Annotated in this window: 24 protein-coding genes; 12 read left to right on the plus strand and 12 right to left on the minus strand. The window is 51.4% G+C overall.

The window, feature by feature from the left end:
• Positions 1–31: 31 nt before the first annotated feature.
• From RIC19_RS19050 to RIC19_RS19070, 5 genes are all read right to left on the minus strand, one after another.
• Positions 32–976 carry a hypothetical protein gene (locus RIC19_RS19050; RefSeq protein WP_350179950.1) on the minus strand — a complete coding sequence of 315 codons (945 nt, stop codon included), beginning with the start codon at positions 974–976 and terminating at the stop codon, positions 32–34.
• 30 nt (positions 977–1006) lie between these two features.
• Entirely contained in the window at positions 1007–2638 is a 1632-nt protein-coding gene (locus RIC19_RS19055) for a M48 family metalloprotease (RefSeq protein ID WP_350179951.1), read from the minus strand.
• Entirely contained in the window at positions 2635–3591 is a 957-nt protein-coding gene (locus RIC19_RS19060; protein WP_350179952.1) for a hypothetical protein, read from the minus strand. Before RIC19_RS19060 ends, RIC19_RS19055 begins: the two co-directional genes overlap by 4 nt.
• Positions 3592–3678: 87 nt before the next feature.
• Entirely contained in the window at positions 3679–4929 is a 1251-nt protein-coding gene (locus RIC19_RS19065) for a CHASE2 domain-containing protein (protein ID WP_350179953.1), read from the minus strand.
• 4 nt (positions 4930–4933) lie between these two features.
• Positions 4934–6589 carry a hypothetical protein gene (locus RIC19_RS19070; protein WP_350179954.1) on the minus strand — a complete coding sequence of 552 codons (1656 nt, stop codon included), beginning with the start codon at positions 6587–6589 and terminating at the stop codon, positions 4934–4936.
• Between the two features lie 289 nt (positions 6590–6878).
• Here RIC19_RS19070 and RIC19_RS19075 point away from each other — a divergent pair, with 289 nt between their 5' ends.
• Positions 6879–8405 (plus strand): hypothetical protein, encoded by a 1527-nt coding sequence (locus tag RIC19_RS19075; RefSeq protein WP_350179955.1) that lies wholly within the window; start codon positions 6879–6881, stop codon positions 8403–8405.
• Between the two features lie 157 nt (positions 8406–8562).
• Here RIC19_RS19075 and RIC19_RS19080 read toward each other — a convergent pair whose 3' ends face one another.
• Positions 8563–9345, minus strand: coding sequence for an endonuclease I family protein (locus RIC19_RS19080; protein WP_350179956.1), 783 nt, complete (start codon positions 9343–9345; stop codon positions 8563–8565).
• A gap of 694 nt (positions 9346–10039) precedes the next feature.
• Positions 10040–10633 carry a DUF3109 family protein gene (locus RIC19_RS19085; protein WP_350179957.1) on the minus strand — a complete coding sequence of 198 codons (594 nt, stop codon included), beginning with the start codon at positions 10631–10633 and terminating at the stop codon, positions 10040–10042.
• A 199-nt stretch (positions 10634–10832) separates the two neighbouring features.
• On the opposite strand from RIC19_RS19085, the gene RIC19_RS19090 reads away from it, so the two are divergent.
• From RIC19_RS19090 to RIC19_RS19120, 7 genes are all read left to right on the plus strand, one after another.
• Positions 10833–11243 carry a hypothetical protein gene (locus RIC19_RS19090; RefSeq protein WP_350179958.1) on the plus strand — a complete coding sequence of 137 codons (411 nt, stop codon included), beginning with the start codon at positions 10833–10835 and terminating at the stop codon, positions 11241–11243.
• A gap of 379 nt (positions 11244–11622) precedes the next feature.
• Positions 11623–12942 carry a citrate (Si)-synthase gene (locus tag RIC19_RS19095; protein WP_350179959.1) on the plus strand — a complete coding sequence of 440 codons (1320 nt, stop codon included), beginning with the start codon at positions 11623–11625 and terminating at the stop codon, positions 12940–12942.
• Between the two features lie 195 nt (positions 12943–13137).
• Positions 13138–13530 (plus strand): glycine cleavage system protein GcvH, encoded by a 393-nt coding sequence (gene gcvH, locus RIC19_RS19100; protein ID WP_350179960.1) that lies wholly within the window; start codon positions 13138–13140, stop codon positions 13528–13530.
• A complete protein-coding gene (locus RIC19_RS19105) occupies positions 13499–13960 on the plus strand; it encodes a VanZ family protein (protein WP_350179961.1) in 462 nt (153 codons plus the stop codon). Before gcvH ends, RIC19_RS19105 begins: the two co-directional genes overlap by 32 nt.
• Before the next feature lie 12 nt (positions 13961–13972).
• Positions 13973–14875 carry an energy transducer TonB gene (locus RIC19_RS19110; protein WP_350179962.1) on the plus strand — a complete coding sequence of 301 codons (903 nt, stop codon included), beginning with the start codon at positions 13973–13975 and terminating at the stop codon, positions 14873–14875.
• Between the two features lie 181 nt (positions 14876–15056).
• Positions 15057–16871, plus strand: a complete 1815-nt coding sequence (locus RIC19_RS19115; RefSeq protein WP_350179963.1) for a tetratricopeptide repeat protein — start codon at positions 15057–15059, stop codon at positions 16869–16871.
• Positions 16872–16930: 59 nt separating this feature from the next.
• Entirely contained in the window at positions 16931–17101 is a 171-nt protein-coding gene (locus tag RIC19_RS19120; protein ID WP_350179964.1) for a hypothetical protein, read from the plus strand.
• A gap of 117 nt (positions 17102–17218) precedes the next feature.
• On the opposite strand, the gene rpmH is transcribed toward RIC19_RS19120, so the two are convergent.
• From rpmH to serS, 4 genes are all read right to left on the minus strand, one after another.
• Positions 17219–17374 carry a 50S ribosomal protein L34 gene (gene rpmH / locus RIC19_RS19125; protein WP_350179965.1) on the minus strand — a complete coding sequence of 52 codons (156 nt, stop codon included), beginning with the start codon at positions 17372–17374 and terminating at the stop codon, positions 17219–17221.
• Between the two features lie 145 nt (positions 17375–17519).
• Complete coding sequence (gene frr / locus RIC19_RS19130) at positions 17520–18086, minus strand: ribosome recycling factor (protein ID WP_350179966.1); 567 nt, start codon at positions 18084–18086, stop codon at positions 17520–17522.
• Between the two features lie 159 nt (positions 18087–18245).
• A complete protein-coding gene (locus RIC19_RS19135; protein WP_350179967.1) occupies positions 18246–18938 on the minus strand; it encodes a zinc metallopeptidase in 693 nt (230 codons plus the stop codon).
• Positions 18939–18987: 49 nt separating this feature from the next.
• The gene (gene serS / locus RIC19_RS19140) at positions 18988–20265 is read right to left on the minus strand and encodes a serine--tRNA ligase (protein ID WP_350179968.1); all 1278 of its coding nucleotides are present in this window, start codon (positions 20263–20265) and stop codon (positions 18988–18990) included.
• A gap of 467 nt (positions 20266–20732) precedes the next feature.
• On the opposite strand from serS, the gene rho reads away from it, so the two are divergent.
• A complete protein-coding gene (gene rho / locus RIC19_RS19145; protein WP_350179969.1) occupies positions 20733–22475 on the plus strand; it encodes a transcription termination factor Rho in 1743 nt (580 codons plus the stop codon).
• A gap of 85 nt (positions 22476–22560) precedes the next feature.
• Here rho and RIC19_RS19150 read toward each other — a convergent pair whose 3' ends face one another.
• Positions 22561–24177, minus strand: a complete 1617-nt coding sequence (locus tag RIC19_RS19150) for a mechanosensitive ion channel family protein (RefSeq protein ID WP_350179970.1) — start codon at positions 24175–24177, stop codon at positions 22561–22563.
• A 185-nt stretch (positions 24178–24362) separates the two neighbouring features.
• On the opposite strand from RIC19_RS19150, the gene RIC19_RS19155 reads away from it, so the two are divergent.
• The 3 genes from RIC19_RS19155 to RIC19_RS19165 all read left to right on the plus strand — a co-directional run bounded on the left by RIC19_RS19155 (position 24363) and on the right by RIC19_RS19165 (position 26330).
• Positions 24363–24806 carry a hypothetical protein gene (locus RIC19_RS19155; RefSeq protein WP_350179971.1) on the plus strand — a complete coding sequence of 148 codons (444 nt, stop codon included), beginning with the start codon at positions 24363–24365 and terminating at the stop codon, positions 24804–24806.
• Positions 24807–24924: 118 nt separating this feature from the next.
• The gene (locus RIC19_RS19160) at positions 24925–25536 is read left to right on the plus strand and encodes an RNA polymerase sigma factor (RefSeq protein WP_350179972.1); all 612 of its coding nucleotides are present in this window, start codon (positions 24925–24927) and stop codon (positions 25534–25536) included.
• A gap of 41 nt (positions 25537–25577) precedes the next feature.
• On the plus strand, positions 25578–26330 hold the full coding sequence (locus tag RIC19_RS19165) for an anti-sigma factor family protein (protein ID WP_350179973.1): 753 nt from the start codon (positions 25578–25580) through the stop codon (positions 26328–26330).
• Positions 26331–26356: the final 26 nt, after the last annotated feature.

Consider the following 26356-nt stretch of genomic DNA (forward strand, 5'->3'; position numbering starts at 1 on the left):
AAAATCCCAACAAGCTTAAATATCCTGTGCGCTACAAGCCTTGCCGCCAGAGGAAGGCTTTATACAGTGCCCGTGCCAGATCGTGGTCCGGGTCCTGTTCCATAGCGGCCCGGTAGCGCAGGCCGGCGCGCTCCTGAAAACCGTTCTCTTCCAGCGTTACGGCTTCCAATAGTAACTGGGCGGCGGGTTGTGCACCTTGGTAGGAAGGGTCGGCCTTCAGTGGGCTGAGCACCGCCTCAAGGGCACTTTCACTGGTGTACTCAAAGGTGACCAAAGGCGTACCTACGGATACCTCATCTGCCGCGGTTGTCTGCCAACGGTAGAACTGCCCGGCTTTGAGGCCGGCTTCCGTTGCACTAACGGTCAGGCTCCCTTCGCTAGTCGTCTCTTCCAGTAGCACCTTCCCCTGGTCATTAGTGATTTGTAACCGGTACTTTGCCGGAGCCTTAGTGCCTGGTTTGGGCGCCCAGGATACGAAGAAGCTTTCTCCCGCAACTTTGCCCCCATTGGTCGTGATGGGGCGGAGTGCTGCATCAGCATCCCCGTGGCCGTCGCTTTCTCTGCTTTCGTATATGGGCTTGGTGGGTTTGGTATTTGCGGCCAGCCCCGGCTCGTCGTCCAGGTAAAAAAAGAAAGGGTCGCTGGCTTCTTCCACCCGCTCCTGCAGCAGCTCGGCGTAGGGGTTTTCCTGAAACTGCTCGTAGTCTGCCAGCACTGTGGCGATAGCATGCTTGCCTTTTTTGGAAAGGGTGGTATACTGCTCATCGTACAGCAGGCTGACGGAGGCGCCGGACTTCAACTTCAGCCGCCCGGTTTGGCTAAGGGGCATACCTGTTTTCAAAGGCGAAAAATTGAACCACCCCTTACTGCTGGGGGAGTATTTGACGGGGCCGTCGACCGAGTAGGCAACGGGGTTTTCCTGTGCATTCAGGGCGAATGCCGTACAGGTCATTAGTAAAAGGGATAGCCATTTCATAGGTCTTGAGTTTTAAATGTTGAAGGTTTATTAGAGGTTTGCTCTGAAGACAATCCAGCTGATGAGCTGGCTTTGGTCATTGGTGAGCAGCAATAAGTTTCGTTGGTCGTAAGCCAGGCATTGGCCCTCGCTGAGGCTCAATACGCGGTTGGGCTGGCCGTAGACCGCCCGGATTTCGGCCTCACTGGCACCAATTTCCAACCCTTTGAGGGTATGCCCTTCGTAGGCAGGCCCTGTTCGGTGAAACCAGGCAAAGCGGTTGCTGCCATCGTCTACATAATGCTGGAAAATACTGGACTGCGGCATGTTTTTGTACCCGCAGTAGGTTTTTCCGGGCAGATTGACGGTGGCAGTAAAAGCCGGGGCAATGAGGAAGTCCTCCGGGAAAATGGCTGCTATTTCTTCCACGCCTTTGACGTTGTAGCTTTGTGGTGCGACCACTGCCGCTCCGCCCTGCAATACCGACAAGTTGATTTTGGCCAGCGCTGCTCCGGCAGATTGTGCAGATTTAAAGTGTTCAGTGGCGCGTGCAGTATCGCGCTGCAAAACAGCAGCCACCCCGAGCGTTACCATAGCATTTGCTTTAGTCATCGGATCAGCCTGTGCCTGAGCAATAGCCAGGGCTTTACGGGCCCGGTATTCGGCATCCAGCCATTCTCCTTTGAGGAGATGAAGGTTGGCCAGGTTGAGGTGGGCAGAAGGCTGTTCCTCATCCAGCAGCAAGGCATTTTTAAGCATTTGCTGCCCTTGCTCCAGTAGTGCAGCTCTCCGGGCATCGGCATCTTTGGGGATCCGGGTGGTGATTTGGGCGAGCCGGCTCTCCAGGTCTAGTTCGATAGGCAGCACAAAGGGTATCTCTGCCTTTGGGGTAAGCTCCAGCGCTGCCAAGAGGGCCGTAGCCCCGGCGTTATTGTACAGCTCAAACCCCTGATATTCTCCCAGTATAAACTGATAGTACTGCAGGGCATCGGCATACCCGCCAATCAGGCTCAGGTAGTTGGCCGTCTGGTAGACCTGAAAGAGCTTCTCCAGTTGGCGGGCGGTATTCTCGCTAAGCTTGAGCCGTTCGTCCAGACTGGGGTAGCCTTGTATCTCTTTGGGCAGCCCGTAGGCCTCATAGGCGCGGACCAGCAGTGGCGACAGCGTGCTGTAGGTGTTGTACCCTGCGGAAAGGGCCAGGATACCGCCAAAGTAGTCGGCCTGGGTTTCGTACTTCAATCCATCGGATAGTTCTTCCAGTCGGGCCGCTGCCTCCAACCCTTCGTTCTGGTTGATGAAGTTGCGCTTCCAGTCGTGGTTCTCATAGTAATGTATGATCTCATGAGACAGCATCGCAGCCAGCGCATTGAGGGAGTCCGGGCCGAGGCTTACGCAAATGTCATAGGCTTGTTCTTCCAGCCCGATCTGCCGTTTGCCGGGGTGCATCCATGCCATGTAGCGGCGGCCGTTGTTCATGACCAGCTCGGGCACAGGCATACGGAAGCTGCCCCGGGCTTCGACAAGGTCATCAAAAATACGCTGCACGACCGCTAGCTTGTAGCTGGTTACCAGCTTCGGGGCAAACCGCCCGGAGAAGGGGTTGTCGACAAAGGCGAAGAGGCTGTCCTGAGCGTTTAAGCCTATGGGTAGCGCCAGCCACAAAAAAATCAATAGCCGGCTCATTTTATCTGATTTTGGGCTTCCTTCAGCGCATGCATGCGCAAGAGGAAACTGGTGAAAAGTTGTTGCTGTACGCGTGTGGCGTGCTCAGAGGTAGCTGCTTCGGCGTAAGCCTGATGAGCAGCCTGGAACAACCCGGCTTCCTCGAGCTGATAAAGCCGGTAGATGGCCTGGGCCGGTGCTTCCAGGCTTAGGTAGTCTTCATCGGCTTCGAGCTGTTCTTCGAATGCTACGAGGGCAGCTTGGTCGTATTGGAAAGGGAATTGAGCGGATTTCAGCCAGGTACTGTCAGCCTGCCGGGCGCTTACTTGCCATAAAGCCGGTGTACTGCCATCGAGCTGTAGCTGCCGGAGGTTCAGCGTAAAGGCTTCGTTTTGTACTATGGCGGAGAGGACCGGGCTTGTCGTCCCTTCCTGCCAGACTTCAAACCGGTAGCCTTCGGGGTGGGCAACGGAGTCCCAGCGGAAAGTCACCTGAGGTGCTGTGAACAGCCCGCTCAGGTAGCGGGGCGCATCAATGGCGTACGACTGACTGCCAAAACCACTGATACCCGCACGGGCATTGGTCAGGTAGCGCCGGTGCGACTGCTCCACCTTCTGCGGTGTTTCCGTATCCTTAATAGCATTGCTGATAAACGACCAGAATCGGCTCAGGAAAGTGGAGGAATACTGACTGCGAATATCGGCTCCCAATTGTTCGAGATCGTACAAAGCAGCACCCTCAAGCGCAGTCCGGGTATCCTCAAATACGATCACGGCTGTGGCACCTTCCAGTAGCCGTAGCCGGCCCGGAGCCTTCACGGCCATTCCGGCAAACACCCGGCGCTCATTACCACCTTCCTGACTGTAGGTGATGCCACTACTGGTGTTGGTATCCAAAATAATGAATAGATCATCTTGGGCTGTGGAAACCGCAGTCAGGCAGGAAAAGGCAAAAAAAAGCAGTAAGTTTCTCATAGTATTATACGGGTCTTTAAGGCTGAATTTGTTCAGCCCCGAAAGGGTTACCTTCAAATATACAGAAATTGCACGGCTACTTCCAGACTACTCTTCCTCCTCGCTCACTGGCGCAGGGGCGGCCGTACGCAGAGGCAGCGTTTCCGGGATGCGGTCGAGCCAGGGCAGGCGCTTCCGTACCAGGTTTTCGTAAATCATAATGATATCGTAAGCCAGCAAGAGGGCCAGGATGCCTGCCCCAAAGTCCAGGTTGATCCGGAATAGGTAAAACAGCAGGGCGATGAGGAAAAAGAGCAGGATGAACTCCAGAAGCTGCAGCCCTCGGGTAATGCCGTGGAAAACTTCGTTGAAATCATCGTACACCCAGTGGATCAGCAAGACATTGAGGTAGCAGAATATGATGAGCAGCAGCACGTTCAGCCAGGATGGGATTTCTCTGGTGTATTGCTCCTTCAGCACCATATTGAGTACATTGGCGTGAATGGCGAGCCCGTACATGTCTGGTATAGACTTGTTGGTGTAAGACTGGTTCAGCGGGGTGTAGTGCCGGTCTTTTAGCAGATCCCCCTGCCCCTCACGTGGGATGTAGCCGAGCAGTACCATTTTCCCTTCCGCAACGGAGCGCACTTCGTCCATATTGAGGCTATCCAGCAGTTGGTCTTGTTCCTGCCGGGGGAAGGCATACTGCGGGCCGGTATAGTAAATGCGCTCTACGGTCTTTTTGCGGTCAAGCAGGGCTGCCGCCTTTTTAGGCGCATAGGTCTGCAGCAATGCGGTGGTGAAGGCAGGAAGGGTGTCCTGCCCGACCTGTTCTCTGGGGCTGAAGAAGCGGATGACCCGGGTGCGATTGGCTGGGAAATTGACATACCCGAGCTTGCTGTAGTTGGCGAACAGGGTGTCTACCCCCTTCCACCGCTCAAACCGCGTACCTTGTTCATTGATCTGATCGACTTCACAGGCAAGTACCAGGTTGGGGGTCCGTTGGATGACGGCCTGCAACAGGGAGTCTGCGTAAGGAGTTTTGGGCTTTTCAAACAGCACATCCACACCAATAGCCGCCGCCCCGGCTTCCCGGAGCCGGTCGATCAGCAGCGCAATACGCTCGCGGTCGGGAGTACCGGTATGCACCAGTAGCATATCTTGGGTGCTGATCGGCTGCTGCCGGGTGGAGTCTCTCAGGTAGGCATAAACGATGTCGGTAATCTCATAGTTTTTCAGCCCGTTGTTGAAGGGGTCGATGTAATGCATGTTCAGCCGTATCAGGTTGAGGAACCAGATAAACAGGAAAATTAACACCGTAATAATGATGCTATGGGGCTGAATAATGCGGTTGAGCATAGGCTTATTTGAATTTGTAATTGGCCCAGCGTGCTAACTGCCCTTTCTGATTGAGCAATAATAGCACCTCGTCGTAAACCATGATTTCGCCGGTGGGCATTTCCAGCGATGTTTTGGGTTCTCCGTAGTATTCAACCAGTTCCGAACGGCTTGTACCGACTTTGAAGCCATCGTAGAGTTCCCCTTCATACCCTGCTGTGGTGAGGTGCAGGTAGAGGTTGGAGTTGTTGGGCGACTTCACCATATAGACGGTAGAGTTTTTAAGTTGCTCTACGGTTGCTTTAGACCAGATTCGGAAATCCAGTGCTTCAAAGAGTTGAATCTCCCGTCGCTGATGCCGGTATTGGCGGTCAAAAGCAGTCAAATTATAGGGTTCGACCCCATCAATATCGTAGGCATCGGGGCCATCAGGCTTGTTGGGGGTTGCTGCTGTGGTGCCTTTCATTTGGTTCAGGTTATAGGTGGCCACTGCTGAAGGGGCTTCGAGCTGCTCCAGTTGTTGTATGGCTTTGTTGGTATCGCCTGCCCTGACGTCCAGCATCGCCAGTAGCACCTTCGCATCGGTAATGGTTTTCGGGTACTGCTGAGCATTGCGCTGGGCTTCCACGCCTGCATAAAACCTTGCCCGGTTGTTGTCTTCCAGCATGTAGTAGGCACAGGCTTTGTTGAGGTAGGCAGGAGCATAGTCGGGGTCCATCCCAATGGCGTTATTGAAGTAGGAAATGGCTTCCCGCAGGAGTTTGTTGCGCTTTTCAATCTTGTCGCCGAAGCCATCTCTACCGCCGGCACCGAAGGTCAGGTCTAGCTCCAGGGGCAACCGGTAGGCTCTTTGTGATTCGGGGAAGTATTCCAGGGCTTCGAGCACCGTAATAACGCCCAGGTTATTGTAGATTTCCCGCCCCTGATAGTCAATCAGGATGTGTTTGTAGAAGACCCGCGCCTCTTCGTGCCGACCGATGGCGGCCAGCAGGTTGCCGACTTCAAATATGGTGACGAGTTCTTTGAGCTTTTCTTCCGATTTTTTAGCCAGCGCCTGCCGGTCTTTCAGGCTCGGGTAAGCCCCCGTGGTATCGACTTCCGGGAAAGGGTATTCTTCGTAGATTTTGGCCAGAAGGGCTGCCCGTTGATCAAAGACCGGGTAGCCGGCAGAGTAGGCCAGAAAGCCGCCGAGGTAATCAGCCTGGGTTTCGTTATTGACTTTATCCTGGTCCACCATGCCTCTTAGCCGGCGCCCAATCTCAAGTTCTGTATAAGCCTGGGCAAAGCTCGACCGCCATTGGTGTTTTTCATAATAGTGGACGAGCTCGTGCCCGAGCAACCCGGCAATAGCAGCTTCGCCCTGCGTTTCTCCCAAAGACATGCAAATATCATAGGCTTTTTCTTCCAGTCCGATTTGAGTGCCGCCGTAAACCAGAAAGGCGGCATTGTTGGCCGCTTTGGTCATTGCGAAAGCAGGGACCGGAAACCGGCGGTCGCCTTTAGTTTCTACCAGTTTGTTATAAATGGCCAGTGCATTTTCGTATTTCTCACCCACTAATTCTTCCATCTCCTGCTCCAGTTCGGCAGGCTTACTAATGTAGCTGAACGCATTACGGGGCTGTCCGCACAGATGAAGGGCAAGGGAGGTACTAAAGGCCAGGCAGAGGATTAGGGTTTTCATGGTTTTAGTTATTTTAGGCATGTGCTTTGGGTAGAGCATGCTCTGGTAAAATTAGACAATCTCCTTAAATATTGTGAAGAAAAGCTCCATTGCGCCCTTTCTGAAAGAAGGAACAGGTATCTTGTTAATGTTGATACCCGCCCGATGGTTACCTTCGATAATTAAATTTCTGCTCAGGGGTAACCTACTGGTACTTTCCCAAATAGTTATATTTAGGAATTATTTTCCTGACGAGGGTGCTGCGATAGTGCCCGCAGCCTTATTTTTCCATTGATCAATCTACCTACCGATGAACCCACTGAAGTTATGCATTGCTTTGTTGCTTTTGGGGAATGCCCTGTGGCTGCCCGCTCAGGATCTGCACATTTTTTACGATGTGTTTGAAGATACCATTTACTACCAGCAAAATGGAAAACCCGTTGGGCGGGCTTCCATCAAAAAAGGGCAGCAGGTGGTGCTGCATGTACTGAACTATAACGACTACCTCTATGACCTGGAACTGGAAACAGAGACCGAGGATTTCAATATACCGGCTTCTGGCAGCCCCTTTTTCGGTGCAGGCGACAATACACAGGCATTAGCGCAGTTCCGCAACCTTACCGGTGGCATGGGCGGTACGGGCTTCGGGCTCGACGGTACTCAAATTGCGAATCAGGGCAGCGGAATGGTTGATCAGGCCAATGTTTCTGCTTCCACTAAAGCCATGGCCAGGCGCTTCGCAAGCCACCTGAAAGCCATGGAAGATATTGAGTCAGATCTTCAGGAACTGAACGGCTACCTAAAGGAGGAACTGGAAAGTCAGGCTTTTCAGCAGATCGCATTAAGTGAGGTACAGCAACTCCAGCAGAACCCCCGCCTGTCTCCCAAACGGATCAAAGCCTTGTCGATGGATTACATGAAGCCGGTCCTTGGAGTACGCCGTGACGAAGAACTGGATATAGGGGCTGTTGCAAAACGCGCAAATCAGTCTGATGCCTTGCAGAACACAGTCACAGATTATGAAGCAGAGGTTAGTCGGCTGCAGTTGGAGTTGCAAAAGCTGGAAGCTTCCCGCAGTGCCCTGTTTGATGCTGGCGACCTGCCGGATATGGACCGCACTGCGCTGGCAGTTGCCTATGAAGCGGCCGCGCTGCGCGTTGAGGATTACGAGGAGAAAGCCAAAGTTGTCCGCAGTGAGCTATCGGGCCTGGAAAGCCTCCAGCTGAAGGAGCTGACTGAACTAGGGTACCTCTACGAAGAGATGAAAGAGCACCGGTTTGAGCAAAAATTTGTTTTCAGCCCGGATTCTGACCTGACCACCTTCCGCATCAAGCTTAACCCGGTGGACTCAGCACGCCTGCAGGGGGTACGGCCCAAAACCCTGAGCCCTGTCAAACTGAACACTTACGGTGGCCTGAAAGTCAATGCCAGTGTGGGCGTGAGCTTCGTCCGCTTTTTTGACCGCCCACAATCCTACAGCGTCCGGGATTCTCTGATTGTTGCGGATGACCAGGATGCTTTTCTGCCGATTATTTCGAGCTTTTTCCACTTTTACCCTCAGAGCCAGCGGCAGGTGTCTGTAGGGGGCACCTTTGGGCTGGGCATCGGCATAGGAGGGGATAACGCAGGGCTGCAAACTTACTTCTTGGGCCCCAGCCTGATCCTCGGGCAAGGGCAAAGGGTGGTGTTTACAACCGGGCTGACCGGCGGTAAAGTGGAGCGCCTGGCTCAGGGCTATCAATCCGGAGATGTGTACGACGCTACAGTGCTGCCTACTAAATCGGTTTATGAGATGGGCTTTTTCCTGGGTATTTCTTTCAATATCATGGGGAATTAGGGGTCTCTAAAGCATGAAAAAAAGCGCTGAGCCAAGCCAGTAAGCACTGCAAGACTTCGGAGAAGTCGCATGGTTATCCCCGGGCAGAGGAGATGAGCCCCGGCAAGGTTGAGGCCATCCGGTGCCGGACTACGGTGCAATGAGGCTCTTAACCTCCTCAATCCGTAGCATAGAGCCGCTCAGCGAGGCCTGGATCCAACACAAACGGATTGGGCTTGCCATCCTGATAGCGGGCAATGGCCTGGGTACGGTCAATTTCGCGTTCATCAGCAGGGTCGAGTTGGTGCCAAAGCAGCAGGGTTTCCCGCTGTATCTGGAAGAATAGCGGATCGGCCTGCAGGGCTTCCTGCCGGTAGATGGTGTAAAAGTAGAACATGGCACGGGCGATGTCACCTTTGCGGTCTTCCCGGGGCTCAAACTGTGCTCCTGTGGATTCGCTGTAGGCATCGATCAGCCGCTCGGGTATGCCGGAGCGCTCTTGGTCCTCAAAGTACCAATGCTCGGTCAGTTCATCCGGAATTTCAGCAAACGGCGCATTGCCCCGGGATGCATTTACAGCTAGCCGGGTAGGGAACAGATGGTGCATATCGGACTTGGCATGGCCAGACTTCGCCCCTTTACTGCGGGGCCAGACGTGCTCACAGTTGATGCCATCTGCACTGCCATTCTGATAAAGCGCCTGAGAAGGGTCTTCTCCCGGCGGCAGGTATAGCTTATGCCCGGAGTAAATCCCATAAACGGTATCCTGGAAATTGTCGATCTCACCGTACATCAAGTCCCGTGCCGGCCCGTACCCCAATACCTGCCCGGGCGTATACCGGTTCTGCAGGGCTTGCAGCAGGTCGTTGCCTTGCAGGTTAGGGAATAGAGGAGGCGAGGGCTGTCCATTCAGGTGGAGTATCGTTAACAGCAGAGCAATCGGCAGTAGGGTAAAACGCATGAGAGGTGTTTTGGTGGCGAAGATAAGTTGGGATTGAAACTATACTTTCATAAAGTATTGAAAGTATTGAGCGTCAAGCTTAGCTTTGTAAAAACGACAATATGCAAGTTAAGCTACGCCCCCCGACTGCGGCATAGCTGAGGGCATTTTGCGAGGAAGCTTCTGGATTGCCGTTTTCTTACGCCCCGCTGGCACGGTACTTTCAATGCGCTTGCAATGCTTGGTCTGGTTTATGGTTGGCACCAAAAAAGCGCAGCCCCGGATGAAACTCCGAGGCTGCCCAAAAAACCAACTTCAAAAGGGGGGTTAGACGTGAATCTTATGGAATAGAGTAACAAATCTTAACCCCATGTTCTTTAGCACTGCTAGTCCGAAATAATGCGGCGTGTTTCACGCCTGTAACCTTTACACTTAGTCACTTTCGGGATAATCCACTAGTGCCTGTTTGGGAATATGTCGGATTGCTCCTGTAGCATGTTATTGTAAAAGAAGCAACAGTAATGACGTGTACCCAAACAATAAAAATATATAAAATAACTCTGGCTAGGAAAGACCAGAAGTACCGTCAGTCAATAGGGGGTATGTAGTAGTGCTGCTATTAGATGTTGTGGAGATACAGCGTTTTGTGGCTGTTTCCTATTTTAAGGTGCTATTATGAGAAGTAAAGGTAGGTATTTTTGAGGGAATTGTCAAACTATTCATTTTTTAGATGCGGCAATTCTCTGGCGGCGGCATCTAATTGTTCGAAAAATGCTGCTCCGTACTTTCGGGTAATGGCATCTTTGAGGAATCGATAAACCGGCACTTGGTGAGCTTTGCCCAGTTCGCAGGCGGCTGAGCAAATGTCCCAACGGTCGTAATTCAGGGCCTCCATACCAGAGGCTTCGTGCTTGATTACGCGGATAGGATAGAGGTGGCAGGAGATCGGTTTTTTAAAATCAGTGGCGCCGGCTTTGTAGGCGAGTTCAATACCACACTGTGCAACGCCATCGTTGTCGTAAGTCATGTAAGCACAGGGGCCATTATCGACGAGTGGCGTGCCAAACTCTTGTGCATCGCCGCCGTAGTAAGCATGCGGGCCATGAGCTTCAATGACTGCTCTGCCCTCCGGACTTAGGAAGGGGCGTACCTCATCATAGATACGCTCTAAGGTCCTGAGTTCTTCTGCTTCCAGAGGGGCACCGGAGTCCCCTTCCCAACAGCAGGCACCTTTACAGGCGTCCAGATTGCAAATAAATTGCTGCGTAACCACATCGTCGCTTACCAATATGTCCTCAATCATCAACATGGCGTACCTAGGGTTTTACAAATGACCAAAACACAAAAGTAGTCAACGCCTTTCTTTTGCCGGTCATATACCTGTAGAATATCTGCCGGGGCTATTCGTTAATGTACAAGCATCCGTGCAATTTGTTATACACACTTTAAAGGGCTTACGCAGTTGCAGAACGGACAAAAATTGTATTTTAGCCCAAAATCAAACTGTTATGAGATATATCGTTGTTTTTGCACTCTTCCTGGGCGCATCCATCCACCTTCAGGCACAGGCTGTAGATAAAGCCCAAGTCAATGCAGCAGCGGAAGCCCTTATTGATACGTATCAGCTCACCGAAGCACAAGAAACCGAAGCGTACACTATAGCTGAGCGCCGCTTGCGCAATAAGGCGGAAATTGCCTACCTCGAGTCTTCTGACCCCAAGCTTTACCTGCAAAAGAAAAATGCCATCCGTGAGGGCGAGATCGTCTCCTTGCGGCGGCTCCTGAATCAGGAGCAATTGCCCATTCTACGGGCGCAAATCACAGAGCGCCGTAAACAGGAGTCAGGCCTGATTCAGCAGATGAAGGCGCAGGGGGCTACACGGGAAGAAATCCAACTTGCGATTTGGGAGATGGAATAAAAAAATTAAGCGGTTCGTCAAGGGCCGCTTTTTTTATTTGCGGGCAACTATTCAACACTTTTCAGTGTAATATTAGCGATACGGCAAAATATAGGTAACACTAAACACGCTCTTAGCGCCTATTTTGGATCGCGCTCCAGACATACGCTCAGGGAGCAGAGATCATAACAGTGGGCGACAGTGGGCCAAACCAGAGTTTAGCCAGGACGACAACTTCCTGGTTTGTATAACGAATCCACCCAAACAGGCTCTTAGTAAAAAAGCCTGAATACGATAAACCCTATTTTTCGCAAAGCCGGATACGAACAGGATTTGCAGTCCTGTGTTTTACTATTACGGCATCCTTTTTACATGACACCATAATAACTATAAAGCATTAATGGATCCTTTAAAAACGAAATTCAACGAAAAAGCAACCGCGCTACGGACTGAAATCCGGGCGATGCTTAAAGAGCATGGCAACAAGAAATTTGACGAAGTCACCCTGAAGCAAATTTATGGTGGTGCCCGCGGTATTAAAACCATGATTTGGGAAACCTCCCAGCTCGACCCCATTGAGGGTATCCGGTTCCGTGGTTATTCTATCCCTGAACTACGGGAAGCTCTTCCCAAAGGCCCCGATGGTAAAGAGCCCCGCCCTGAGGGCCTTTTCTGGCTCATGCTGGTCGGTGAAATCCCGACCGAGGAAGAAGTAAAGTGGCTGACTGAGCAGTGGCTGACCCGCAGCCACGTGCCCGAGCATACCTTCAAGGTGCTGGACAGTATGCCGGTCAGTACACATCCTATGACGCAGTTTTCACTGGCCATTGCTTCCATGCAAACCGAAAGCTGCTTTGCCCGCCGCTACGACGAGGGCATCAACAAAGCCGATTACTGGGATCCAACCTATGAGGATACCATGAACCTGATCGCGCGCCTGCCGCGTATCGCGGCTTACATCTACCGCCGGACTTACCATAACGGGGAACACATTGCTCCCGATATTTCTCAGGACTGGTCTGGCAACTTCGCGCACATGTTGGGTATTGAAGGCAATGACTTCAAAAACCTGATGCGCCTGTACCTGACGATCCACGCCGACCACGAAGGTGGTAACGCTTCTGCCCATGCAACCCACCTTGTAGGCTCTACCCTGAGTGATGCCTACTACTCCCTTGCTGGCGGCATGAATGCACTGGCTGGCCCACTCCACGGCCTGGCCAATCAGGAAGTAATCCGCTGGATCTTCAAAATGCTGGATGCACTGGGCACCAAGTCGCCCACGAAAGAACAAATTGCTGATTATGTCAACAGCACCCTGTCTTCCGGTCAGGTGATCCCTGGCTATGGCCACGCTGTACTGCGTCAGCCCGACCCCCGCTTTATGGCGCAAAAGCGATTTGCAGAGGATTATATCAAGGATGACGAGGTCGTACAGGTGGTTTGGAAAATCTTTGACGTTGTGCCGCCAATCCTGGAAAGCCTGGGCAAGGTGAAAAACCCCTGGCCAAACGTGGATGCGCATTCTGGTTCCCTGCTGGTGCACTACGGGCTGAAAGAGTACAGCTTCTACACCGTACTGTTCGGCGTTTCCCGTGCCCTGGGCGTACTGTCAGCACTCTGCTGGTCCCGTGCATTGGGCTTCCCGCTGGAACGGCCCAAGTCGGTAACGACAGAATGGGTCAAAAGCACCCTTGCCAAGATGGAAAAAGAAGCTTAAATTCACAAGAAAAAAGGCAGTTGCTCAACCGGGCAGCTGCCTTTTTTAATTGGGCACAGTTTCGGTACCTTTAAACTTACGGCTAATAAAAGCCTTTATTCCCAAAATTCCTTTATTTTTGACCGCATTCAGCTGCTGAGCCTAAGCATTTCCTACAGGCGGGGAGCAATTAAATTGAAAATAACCTAAAGCAATATGGAATTTCCTGATACGCTCAAATATACCAACGAGCACGAGTGGGTTCGCGTAGAAAAAGGTAACATCGCCTACGTTGGCATTACGGATTTTGCCCAGAGAGAATTGGACGAACTCGTTTATGTTGAAGTTGAAACCGTGGATGAAACCATGGACAAGGACGAAGTCTTTGGAACCGTTGAGGCGGTTAAGACCACTTCTGATCTGTTTATGCCGGTTTCCGGAAAGATACTGGAGTTTAACGCCAAAATTGATGAAGCGGATGGCGATAACCCTACCCTCGTCAATGAAGACCCCTACGGAGAGGGCTGGATCATCAAAATCGAATTGACCAACCCGGACGAGCTCGACGAACTCATGGATGCCGAGGCTTATAAAAAGCTGGTCAGCTAAAAAAAAGTATTTTTTTTCTTCCTTCACACACCAAAAATCCAAAGCGCTGCATCTTCCAAATAAAGCCAACAACAAAATGATGTTGTTTCCTGCTCTTATTTGGGCAGGGGTGCTTGTTTTTTTCTCGACCGGGGGGCAAGTCTCCCCGCCGAAGCTAACCTCACTACTGGAGCCTGACAAGCTCGCGCACGCTGTTGCTTATTTTATTATGGCCAGTTTGCTTGCTTTCGGGTTTTCCCGTTCAGGAGTGTGGGGGCTGCAAAAGCACCCCGTCCTATGGGCAATTGGGGTCAGCAGCTTGTTCGGTTTTGTCCTGGAAATCGTACAATATTTATTTTTCCCGGGAAGGCTTTTTGAGCTTTACGATATTCTTGCTAATATTATCGGCTCCCTAGCATGTGTATTATTGTCTAGTTTTTTGATAAAATAAAACCTTGTCAGTATGGATGTTTCAATTACTGGTGGGGGATTAGCCACCGCCCTGGCGTTAATTTTGGTGGGTATCGTTGCATTTATTGTAGTGATGCGCAACACTTACGCCAAGCGTGCGAAAGAAGGGTTAGCTCAGTCTGACTCCGGCTCATCGCTTACCTCCAGAACCAAGTACGATGGCGCTGATGCTTTTAAGTACAGCGGCACCTACTTCAACCTCGGCCTCGCACTTGCGGTTGGTCTCACTGTACTTGCCTTTGGCTGGACGCAGTATGAAGAGGAAATTTATATTCCGGATGATGCGCTTGAGTTGCCGGATGAGATTGAGGTAGAACCTCCTCGTACGGCTGAACCACCGCCACCACCACCACCACCGCCACCACCCGTAATTGAAGAGGTGCCGGATGAAGAAATTCTCGAAGACGAAGAAGTGACCTTCGAGGATCAGTCAATTGACGATCAGACGATCGTGGAGGCGCCTGTTGTTGATGATGCACCGCCACCACCGCCACCACCACCACCACCACCACCCAAACCAACCGTGGAGGAAATTTTCAAAGTGGTGGAAGATATGCCCCGCTTCCCCGGCTGTGAAGACTTGCCGAGCAAGGAAGAGCGTAAGCAGTGTGCGGATAAGAAAATGCTTGAATTCATCTACAAAAACATCAAATACCCGGCTATTGCACGGGAGAACGGTGTGGAAGGTACCGCTGTAGTACAGTTCGTTGTAGAGAAGAACGGCACTATTACTGATGCGCGCGTTGTACGTGACCCCGGTGCTCAAACCGGTTCCGAGGCCCTGCGCGTAGTCAACCTGATGAAGGACCAAGGCATCGAATGGATCCCAGGCAAGCAGCGTGGACGTCCGGTCCGTGTGCAGTTTAACCTGCCGGTCCGCTTCCGCCTTGAGTAAAACATGATTGATTTGTTTTCTTCTAAAACGGCTGATGGCTCTGTGGAGCAATCAGCCGTTTTTGATTTTCTCGCCGGACGCCTCACAACCAATCCTGCCGCCACTCCGTTAATTGAGAGTACTAAGTGATACCTTTTCTTCCGGAAAAGCGTTGATATCTAACAGACACAACGATACATTGATGATGAAGCACTCGAAATGGTTTTGCACTCTACTCCTCGTGAGCACCCTTGCAACGTTTGCCGCAGGGCAGGATAGCCAATTGGCCAACCAATACTACCGGGACGGGGAGTTTGAGAAAGCTGCGGTGCTGTACGAACAGCTTTATAAAGCCTCTAATTATAGTGGGTTCTACTTTGACCGGTACATTGAGTCTCTCATGGCTATGGACAATTACGATGCTAGTGAGAAAGCCATCAAAAAACACCTCCGCCGGGACCCGGATAATGTGCAGACTTACGTCACCTATGGCAAACTGCTGGAGCGGCAGGTCAAAAGTGAGGAAGCGGAAGAAATGTACAAAACGGCCATCGAGAAGTTGCCGGAAAACCCGATTGAGGTCACCAAACTGGCCAATGCTTTTATGGCGCTTACCAAATACGATCTCGCAATTGCGGCCTACGAGCGGGGAGCGAAAATGCTGAGAAACCAAGACCCCTATGCTTATAATCTTGGCGAGCTTTACCGGCGCAAGGGCGATATCCCCAAGATGATAGAAAACTACCTGATTAGCATCGAAGCAGAGCCCAACCGGATTACCCGGGTGAAGTCGATTCTGCAGCGTCACCTCAATGAGGAGGACTATATGGAGGTACAGAAGCAGCTTTACGCCAAAATTCAGGAAGATGCTGACAACCCGCTCTACCCGGAGCTGCTGTCCTGGGTGTTCATTCAGCGAAAAGATTACAGTGGTGCACTCCGGCAGATGCGTGCCCTCGACCGCCGGTACAATGAAAATGGCGGCAGGGTTTTTGCGCTTGCCGGGATAGCCGCGAATGATAAAGACTACGAAGCAGCAATTAAAGCTTACGATTATATCGTGAACGAAAAAGGGCCGCAGTCTCCGTATTACCTGGATGCGAAGCAGCAATCGCTGCAGTCCAAGCGCAAGCAGCTCGTCAGTGGGTATGATTATACCATAGCGGAACTGCGCGAGCTGGAAAAAGAGTATGAGTTTTTCCTGACAGAATTTGGCCAGTCAAAGGTTACGGCAAGAATTATCCTGGAGCTCGCTGAGCTTGAGGCGCTTTATATTAACGACCTCGACAAAGCCATCGCCCTGCTCAATCAGATGATTGCCTACCCTGGTGTCAACCCGAAGGTTCAGGCACGAGGGAAAATTGCCCTGGCCGATTACTACCTGATGCAGGGGGAGGTCTGGGAAGCGACGCTGCTGTACTCTCAGGTGGACAAAGCCTTTAAGGAAGACCTGTTGGGGCATGAGGCGCGCTTTCGCAATGCCCGCCTGTCCTACTACGCGGGTGACTTTCAGTGGGCGCAGGCACAGTTTGATATCCTGAAGTCTTCTACGTCCAAGTTGATTGCGAATGATGCCCTGGACCTCTCCGTTTTCATTATGGACAACCTGGGGCTGGATACGACAGAAACCGCACTAAAGTTGTACGCCGATGCCGACCTGCTGGTCTTCCAAAACCGGTTTGAGGAGGCTTTCCTGAAAATGGATTCTTTGAAAACAGGCTTTCCTGAACATTCCTTAGGGGATGATGTGCTGTACCTTAGAGCAAAGATTCAGCAGAAAAAGCGGAATTACGAAAATACTGCGGAGTTGTTGCAGGAGATTGTTGACAACCATCCGGATGAAATCCGGGCGGACAACGCGCTTTTCGAACTGGCCAAACTTTATGAGAATCAGTTGGGCCAACCCACTAAAGCACAGGCGCTTTACGAAACGCTTTTCATCGACTACTCCAATAGCACACTAGCTGTAGAAGCGCGCAAACGCTACCGCATACTGAGAGGGGACGATATACAATAGCCGCCGCTGCGGCGCATTGTCCGGAATGGGCTCGTGAGGGCTGGGCATAAACACAAAAAATGGAGCTAAGTACAGGCAACTTCCTGTTTAGCTCCATTTTTTATGTTATGACCGCAGCGTATGCCTTGAGTTCGTTTGAATTCTACGCTTACCGTTGGAGCGGGCCCGATCTCTGGTTTAGGCAAATCCTGGAAAACCGAATCCGGACGGATGAGAATTTCCAGGAGTAGGCATAATCGCAGAAATGAGATTCGCAGACCGATGGCTAAAGTAGCACGCAAACGCTTAGGTAATACGGTACATGGCGTAAGCGCAGAGGGATGGGGCAAATCAGCCCCGGGCAAACCTTACTTCAGGCGTGTATCGCTGGAAACCGTTAGCTTCTTCCGTCCTTTCTTCCGGCGGCTTGCTAATACTTTCCGGCCATTTTTTGTGGCCATACGTGAACGGAAACCGTGCTTGTTCTTACGCTTTCTTCTTGAGGGTTGATATGTACGCTTCATTGCGGTATTTTCTTTATCCTTCTGTGTAAATTCTACCTTTTCTCAAAAGTGCGACAAAGGTAGGGTATTTGGTTGGAAAGACCAAGCCAAAACCTTGATTATTAAATGCAATATAGCAGGGTGGTGCTTTCGGTGCCGGTGGGGGCTAGATGGTCATGATGTCCTTTTCCTTACCCTCAACCATCTTGTCGATATTGGCGGAGTAGGCCTTGGTCATGTTTTCTATCTTTTCCTCCATCCGCTTACCCATATCTTCCGGGTAGCCCTCTTTTACCGCTGTTTTGATTTCCTCCATGGCATCGCGGCGTGCACTGCGCAGGCCTACTTTGGAGTCTTCGGCAGCAGCTTTCGCCTGTTTGACCAGTTGCTTACGGCGATCTTCAGTAAGTGCGGGTACGTTGATCCGCACGACTTCGCCATCGTTTTGTGGTGTGAAGCCCAGGTTGGCTTCCATGATCGCCTTTTCGATAGGCTGTATCATGGTTTTTTCCCAGGGCTGAATAACGAGCGTGCGGGAGTCTGAGACGTTTACGTTAGCAACCTGACTGAGCGGGGTTTGCGAACCATAATAAGGTACAGTCAAACCCGAGAGCATATCCGGGGTAGCTTTACCCGCACGGATTTTAAGCAGTTCTTTCTGCAAGTGCTCCAGGGCGTGCTTCATACCTTCTTCTGCTGTATCAATGTAAATATCAACTTCTTCCTGTTGCATGAGCGTAAGTTTTTAGCAGATGATTAATTTTTTTACCTCCGGGCTCAAAGAGAAAATCACTTTTTTGAGCAAAGGCAGGGCAAAAATACATAAAATTCAAGCGAATTATAAGGAATTCCACTTCCCGGGTGCTGTAGCAACAGCTATCCCGGCATGCACTTAGTTCCGCGTAGCTGACGAATACCGCATGAAGAGGTACAGCAACATTACGAGTGCGGACAGTGCGGCTGAAACGTAAGTCATCGCTGCCCACCAAAGTGCGTCTTTGGCTCCGGCCTGCTCTTGCCCTCCGGTCACGCCGCTGCTTTCGAGCCAGGCTAATGCACGTTTGCTGGCATCAAACTCAACAGGGAGCGTGATAAAACTGAACAGAGCGGTAATGCCAAATGCCACAATCGTGATCAGCATGATAGAGGGCATCGTGGATAGCGTCAGGAAAGCAATGATCAGCAGCCACTGTTGCGCCCTGGCAGAAATGTTGACTACCGGGACGAGGGCAGAACGGACCTGCAGCATATTATAGGCTTTAGCATGCTGTACTGCATGCCCGCACTCATGCGCTGCCACAGCAGCTGCCGCAATGCTTCCTCCCCGGTATACATCCGGGCTCAGGCTTACCGTTTTGCTCACGGGATTGTAGTGGTCAGTCAGGAAACCCTGCCCTTCCACGATTTTTACATCGCTAATGCCGTAGTAGTCGAGCATCCGTTGTGCAATTTGATAGCCGGACAAACCGGAGCGCAACGGAATTTGCCCGTAGTGATTGAATTTGCTTTTCAATCGTTGGCTGACAAACATGCCAATCAGAGACATGACGCCCGCTACAATCATATAGCCCATATCAAAGACCATGGATTCATCGTTTTACGATTTGCGCACAGGGGCAAATCTTACTTTTGGTTTAATCAATCAGGTCAAAGCCCGTATAGCTCTGAAGTGCCTTGGGAATAAGAATCCCTTTTTCCGTTTGATTGTTTTCTAAAAGGGCAGCAAAAATACGTGCCAATGCCAGCGCAGACCCGTTGAGGGTGTGGGCAAGGCGGGTAGACTTCCCATCCTTGAACCGGAGTTTCATGCGGTTACTCTGGTAGGTCTCGAAGTTCGAGACAGAGCTGACCTCCAGCCAACGCTCCTGAGCAGCAGAGTACACCTCAAAGTCAAAGGTAAGCGCTGCGGTGAACCCCAGGTCCCCTCCGCAAAGCCGGAGGATGCGGTAGGGCAGTCCCAGCTTATCCAGCAGGCCACCGACGTGCTGCAGTATTTCCTCCAGTGCTTCGTAAGAATGATCCGGGTGCTCATAGCGCACGATTTCCACCTTGTCGAACTGATGCACGCGGTTGAGACCCCTTACGTGCGCACCATGGGAACCTGCTTCGCGACGGAAACAAGGCGTATACCCAGTCAGTTTTACCGGGAAGGCGTCTTCCTGAAGGATTTCGTCCCGGAATATATTCGTGATCGGGACTTCTCCGGTCGGGATGAGGTAAAAGCCATCCTTTTCTATGTGGTACATCTGCCCTTCTTTGTCCGGCAGCTGCCCCGTAGCCCTTGCAGAGTCTTCATTGACGAGCAGGGGCGGCAGGATTTCTTCATACCCGGCGCGGGTAGCTTCGTCCAGGAAGAAGCTGATCAGCGCGCGCTGCAGGCGGGCGCCTTTACCCCGGTACAGCGGGAAGCCAGAGCCGGTAATTTTGGTACCCAGCTCCAAATCAAAAAGGTTGTATTTTTTGGCAAGATCCCAGTGCGGGAGGGCATCATTGCCCATTTCTGGCAGGTCACCTGGCCAGGCTTTATAAACCTCGTTGTCTGCGTCAGTCGACCCTTTGGGCACAGATGGGTGCGGGGTGTTGGGTACCTGGTACAGCGCCTCGTCAAGGTCTGCCTTAATAGATTTCAGAGCGTCTTCCAGGGTGGCTGCTTCTTCCTTGATTTCGTTGACGCGGTTGCGCTTGACTTCTGCTGCTTCCCGATTACCGGATTTGAAGAGTTCACCAATTTCTTTCGATAATGCATTGCGCTCTGCAAGCCTGTTGTCGAGTTGGGTCTGAGTCGCTTTTCGACGGTCGTCAAGATTTATAATTTCATCAACGATCGATAGTGCTTCATCTGAGAAGTTACGGACCCTAAGGCCTTCTTTTACGCGTTCGGTATTGACTCTCAGAAAGTTAAGTTCCAGCATGATGCGGTTTTCGTTTACAGATTTTGGCGGGCAGCGATTCCCGATTGAACTTGTAGAAGAATAATCAGTTTTATTTTTGCAAAGATACTATTTGAATTCAGAAAATAAACGTATTTTTGTTGCACCAAGGCACAAAAGCACGCCACTACAACCTCTGTAAGAGCGTTTCAAGGCGCACAAATTCTATCCTGCTTATTCCTACAAGATTATAAAGGTTAAGATTTTAAGTGACACGTCGTGTGTTTTGGATGTTCCTAAACATCTTACATTATACTTAAATGTTTCGGCAGCCCCCTGACCTCAGGTGTGGCTTTCAGGTTTTAATTACCTAACGATTCATTGATGGAATTGCAAGAATTTTTTCATGCCTCCGCTTTTATTATTTCCCCAAACTCATTCATTTTATTTAACCAAACAAACCGTCCTTTAGCGACAACAAATCAAATTCTAAGTAACACAGCGATACTATGTTAGATATATCACAGTTAAACTTTATGCTGGTTCCTGAGCTCCGGGAGTTAGCCGAAAAACTTGGGCTCTCCGGTTACAAACGCCTGAACAAGCAAGAACTTATCTATAAAATTCTAGACCATCAGGCTGCTTCCGGTGAAAGTACCGATACCGATACCGGCTCCAATGATGAGGATAAGGAAAGCAAGTCCGGCCGCCGCTCCTCTGAAGCAAAAACAGACCGGGACCGCCGCTCAAAGCGATCGGATAGAGATAGAGAAGACGATAGCAAAAAAGATGGCGGACGCCGTCGTGCTACTCGTCGTGTCGTCAAAGTAGCCAATGACGATAATACCGATAAGAAAAAGGAAGAAAAGCCTAAAGAAGAGGCACCTCAGGAAGCCATGGAAAAGGTCAGTGAGGAGCAAAAGGCCCCTGCTCCAAAGCAGGATGACCGTGACCAGGATAAAGACAAAGACAAAGACAGAGACAGAGACCGGGATCAGGACAGAGACAGAGATAGAGACCGGGACAGAGACAGAAAAGAAGAGAAGAAAAAGCGTGCAGCAAGCCCTCCGCCGTCTAAGCGGAAGGAGAAAGAGTCCAACACTGAGCCGGAAGAGACGTTTGATATCGAGTTAGATGGAATCATTGAAGGGGAGGGGATCCTCGAAATGATGCCGGATGGTTACGGTTTCCTACGCTCTTCGGATTACAACTACCTGACTTCACCTGATGACATTTACGTCTCGCCTTCCCAGATCAAATTATTTGGTCTGCGTACCGGTGATACGGTTCGGGGCGCGATCCGCCCTCCAAAGGATGGTGAAAAGTACTTCGCACTGCTTCGGGTCTCTCGGATTAATGGCCTGGAACCACAAGACATCCGCGACCGGGTGCCTTTTGATTACCTGACGCCACTTTTCCCTACCGAAAAGTTTACCCTCACCAGCTCACCTACGGGCAAGGATATTGGCAACCGAATGATCGATCTGTTCACTCCGCTCGGTAAAGGGCAGCGTGGTTTGATCGTGGCACAGCCTAAAACGGGTAAGACCTTCTTGCTGAAAGATATTGCTAATGCTATTGCCAAGAACCACCCGGAGTGCTACATGATCGTATTGCTGATCGATGAGCGCCCGGAGGAAGTGACGGACATGAAGCGTAGCGTGAATGCGGAGGTGGTTTCTTCTACCTTCGATGAGCCTGCAGACAATCATGTGCGTGTGGCCAATATCGTATTGGAAAAAGCGAAGCGCCTGGTCGAAAGCGGGCACGACGTAGTCATCCTGCTTGACTCCATTACGCGTCTGGCCCGTGCCTACAACACCGTCGCCCCTGCCAGTGGTAAGGTGCTTTCCGGTGGTGTGGAAGCCAACGCCCTGCATAAGCCGAAGAAATTCTTTGGTGCTGCCCGTAATATCGAAGACGGCGGCTCCCTGACCATCCTGGCAACTGCCCTGATCGATACAGGCTCTAAGATGGACGGTGTGATCTTCGAAGAATTCAAGGGTACCGGTAACATGGAACTACAGCTTGACCGCTCACTGGCGAACAAGCGTCTCTACCCGGCGATCGATCTTACCAAGTCGAGCACCCGACGGGAAGACCTGCTCCTGGACAAGGATGCCCTGCAGCGTATGTTTATCCTGCGCAACCACCTGGCCGATATGAAGCCGGACGAGGCGTTCGAATTCCTGCGCAAACATATGGTCAATACGAATTCCAACGAAGAATTCCTGACTTCTATGAATGGCTAATTCGAGCCGCTTATCAGTATAAAAAATCCCCCGCACTGGCAGTATGCCGGGCGGGGGATTTTCAATTGACCATAAAACGGACTTGTTACTTTTTCATAAACGCCTGCAGCCGCTGGTCGAGCTCCTTGGGGTCAGTGGTGTAGTGGGGCGTTGTGGGCATCGTGCCGGGCATCTCTTCCAAATGTAGCGTTTGAGTCGGAAAAGCAAAGCGAACGCCCAGGGCTTTGCCGAGCTTGAGGACTTCCAGCAGGATTTCGTGCCTGCCTTTGAGCTCTTCGGACCAGGTGGGGGCCTCAAAGAAAATATAGAAGAGGATATCCAGAGAATGGCTCCCCATTCCGTTCAGGTGGACTTCGTAGTAGTCTTTTCGGGTTAGCGGGTGATTGGCAACAATACCTTTCAGCCCTTCGACAAACTTTTCTATTAATTCCGGAGGAGTATCATACGTCAGCGAAAGGGTGGTGTTGAAGCGCCGGTAATGCCGTAGCCCGTAGTTGTTCACAACCATATCCGCCAGTTTGCCATTGGGTACGTACACCAGAGAGTTGGCAAAGGTGCGCACCCGGGTAGACCGGAACCCTACCTCTTCCACCATGCCATCCACACCCGCGAAGTTGATCCAGTCGCCAACCTGAAAGGGCTTATCCATAAAAATAGTGAGCGAACCGAACAGGTTCTTCAGCGTATCCTGTGCCGCGAGAGCGATCGCTAGGCCTCCAATCGAGATGCCGGCGATAAGGGTAGTGATATCGACCTGAAATACACGTAAGCTTTGTATGATCGCGCCTGCAAAAATCAGGAATTGCACCCCGCGCTGAATCACAGGCAGCAACTGCTCGTCCATTTTGCTCTCGGTCTTATGTGCGCCCTTGTTGGCGTAAAGGATGATTACATCCAGGACCCGGAATAAAATACCCACCACGAGCATGATGGTGATGAGCTTGATGACGACGACGGTGAAGTTAGCGGCTTCTATGGGCAGTTGCAGTGTCGGCACAAACAGCCTGAGCATCCTCACCACCACCAGGACGCTGATGAGGCGCGCAATCGTCCAGATCAGTTTTGGTGGAACGAGGGACGGGTAAATCCGGGAATGACTGAGCTGGCGGACTACGGGTTTGAGCAACCGGCTGAGCACCAGGTGTACCAATATGGCCAACACCAACAGCAGGATCAGCCCCACAAGCTGCCAGGCTTTCATCCCGAGGACTTCCCGGTCGCCAATACGGGGAATGAGCTGTAGCAAAAGGTCGGTACCAAAGGGGTATACTTCTTCGTGCAAGGTGTTGATTTGGTTGACCGTCTCTTCGGAGTAGTACCATTTGCCATCTACTTTTTCGAGGTACACTTGCGGCAATTCGTTGGGGAAGGGCGTAAAAACGGACTGCATCACCGTTGAGTCCATATAGTTGGCGTCTCTGGGAATTCGGTTTAGGCGTACATAGAGCCCCATCCCGTCGTAAACCTGCTTGAGCCGGATGGCTAGCCTGCTGGCTCGGGTACTGTCGGCCACGCCATAAAGCGTACGTGCGGCAGTACCCGGTTGGTAGGAGTCGGTTTGCAGGTAGTGCAAATGTACCAGGGCGGTGTTGTAGGGGGTTTCCAAAGTAACCGGTACAGCATCGTTGTTTTGGGCCGATAGCCATAGCGGTGTAAGCAAAGCGGCAAGCAGGAGGTTGAAAACAGGCCTCAGCAATCGCATAGGTTCATTTTGGTTGGTCATATTGCAAATCTAATGAATCGCTCACCTTTGAAAGAAAAATGAAAGCTCAACTCTTCGGTATCTTGCTGCTGCCCTCTGATCACCTGCCGGTATTTGCAGAGCTGTAGTTGCCGCAACCGTAAACAAAGCCGGAAGCCCGGCGTTGAGTTTCTTAAAGCTGCGAGATGAATCTGAAGCTCAAAACCACGGTTAAAGGGAACTACAAAGCCATCATGGACCGCTTCGACCGGGATCTTTTCGAAGCCCTTGCGCCCAGGCAGGGCAAAATGGAAATTGTGGCGTTCACCGGCTCCAAAAAAGGCGACCGTGTGCATATCCGTTTCCTAAGCCCTATCAAAGCGGATTGGATCAGCCTCATCACAGCAGATGGGGTGGATGAATCCCAAGCCTACTTTGTGGACGAAGGGGAAACCCTGCCCTTTCCGCTCCGGTACTGGCACCACCGGCACGTCGTAGAAAAAATCACAGAAGACACCTCCTGTATTATTGATGATATTTCTTTCAGGGGGCCCAATGCTTTAGTGACGCTTTTGCTGTACCCGGCAATTTTCCTGGGGTTTTACCCCCGAAAGCGCATTTACCGATCCTACTTTGGGCATCCTGGTTAGTACCTCTTCGACAAGTTGCTGTTGGTCATTTCGCAAGTCAGACCCAAACGCGCTTTATTTCTTCATTTTTGCATACCAGGCTTCCCGGCATTATATTGCAAGAATATACCGCATAAGTATGAAGCTCTTCCTCCGATCTGCCCGGCGCAGTCTTACAGACTGGACTGACGAACAACTGCTTGCCGCCTGGCAGGAGCAGCGCAAGGAGGCTTGTTTTCAGGAGCTCTTTAACCGCTACCATCACTTGGTATATAAAATGTGCGGCAGGCACCTCAGGCAGGCCGCCGACCGCAAGGATGCCACCCTGGAAACTTTTGCCGCTCTTATGGATGTGCCCGCTTCAAAGCCCATTCAGTCGCTTCCCCGATGGTTGTACGGAATAGCCCGGAATATTTGCATTTCCAGGTACAGAGCTCAGTCCGCAGGGCCCGTTTTGAGTGGAGAAGAATATTTTTTTGAAAAAAATGCCGGAGAAATTGTGGAAAATGAGGGTTTGCTGCGACATATAAATAGAGAACACCCTCATTTATCCGACTTGTTGCCCCGGGCGCTGAATCAACTGGAGAACAAACAGCGCCAATGCATCGAGCTTTTTTACCTGGAAGAAATGACCTATAAAGAGGTCAGTGAAAAACTGGGGTATGATTTAAAAGCGGTAAAGAGCTATCTACAGAACGGGCGGCGCAAGCTGTCTTTAATCCTGCAGGAGCTGCAGTCGGAGAGGTCTTAGCCTTTTGAGCACAACGCTTGGAAGGCTCCTAAATCTGGAGTATGAAATCATTTTTTAAGGAGCGTCCCTGTCTTTCAGAACGGGAGCTTCAGCGGTATGTAAGCCACGAACTCAGCCCCCGGCAGGCGCATGGGGTGGAAGCCCATTTGTTAGATTGCCCGTTGTGCGCTGCTGCGGTAGAAGGTTTCACTATGCATCCTTTCTCCGCAGAAGATGAGGCTGCGCTTAAAGAATTGGAGATTGAAGAAATGCCGCCCCGGAGGCAAAGGGCCTTTGGCCGGATATGGCTCAACCGGGCGGCGGCAGTTCTGCTCATCCTCGCCGGGACCTATGCGTTCTGGCAGTACCGGGAGGCGACCAGGCATCAGGCTATATTTGCCGCTTACTACGACCCACTTCAGCCTGATTACCTCAATCTGCGTGGCGCAGCAGCGGCCAATGCTCTTTCCGGTAAGCCGGAATTGCAAGCAGCGCTGAAATTGTACAAGGATGGAGACTACGAAGGAAGCATCGTCTTTCTGGAAAGGCACTTGAATGACTATCCTCAGGATATTCAGGCCTCTTTACTACTCGCGAGTGCCCTGCTTGGAGAATGGCAGCCCGAACGCGCCATTCATCTACTTCATCAACTTGAGGAGACTGACGTAGCAGCAGCAGACCTTTACTGGTTGTTGGCCTTAGCCCATATTCAAAATAACGAACTTGGTGCAGCGGAAAGGGTGCTGAACCAGGTCAAATTCCAAGACAGCAGAGCAGAACGGGCGGCACAGCTCGAAATGGAACTGAACCCCTGAGGCTAAAATAAAAAGCCCTCAGTGAC

It is taken from the genome of Phaeodactylibacter sp. (genome assembly GCF_040219495.1).
Lineage (GTDB): Bacteria > Bacteroidota > Bacteroidia > Chitinophagales > Saprospiraceae > Phaeodactylibacter.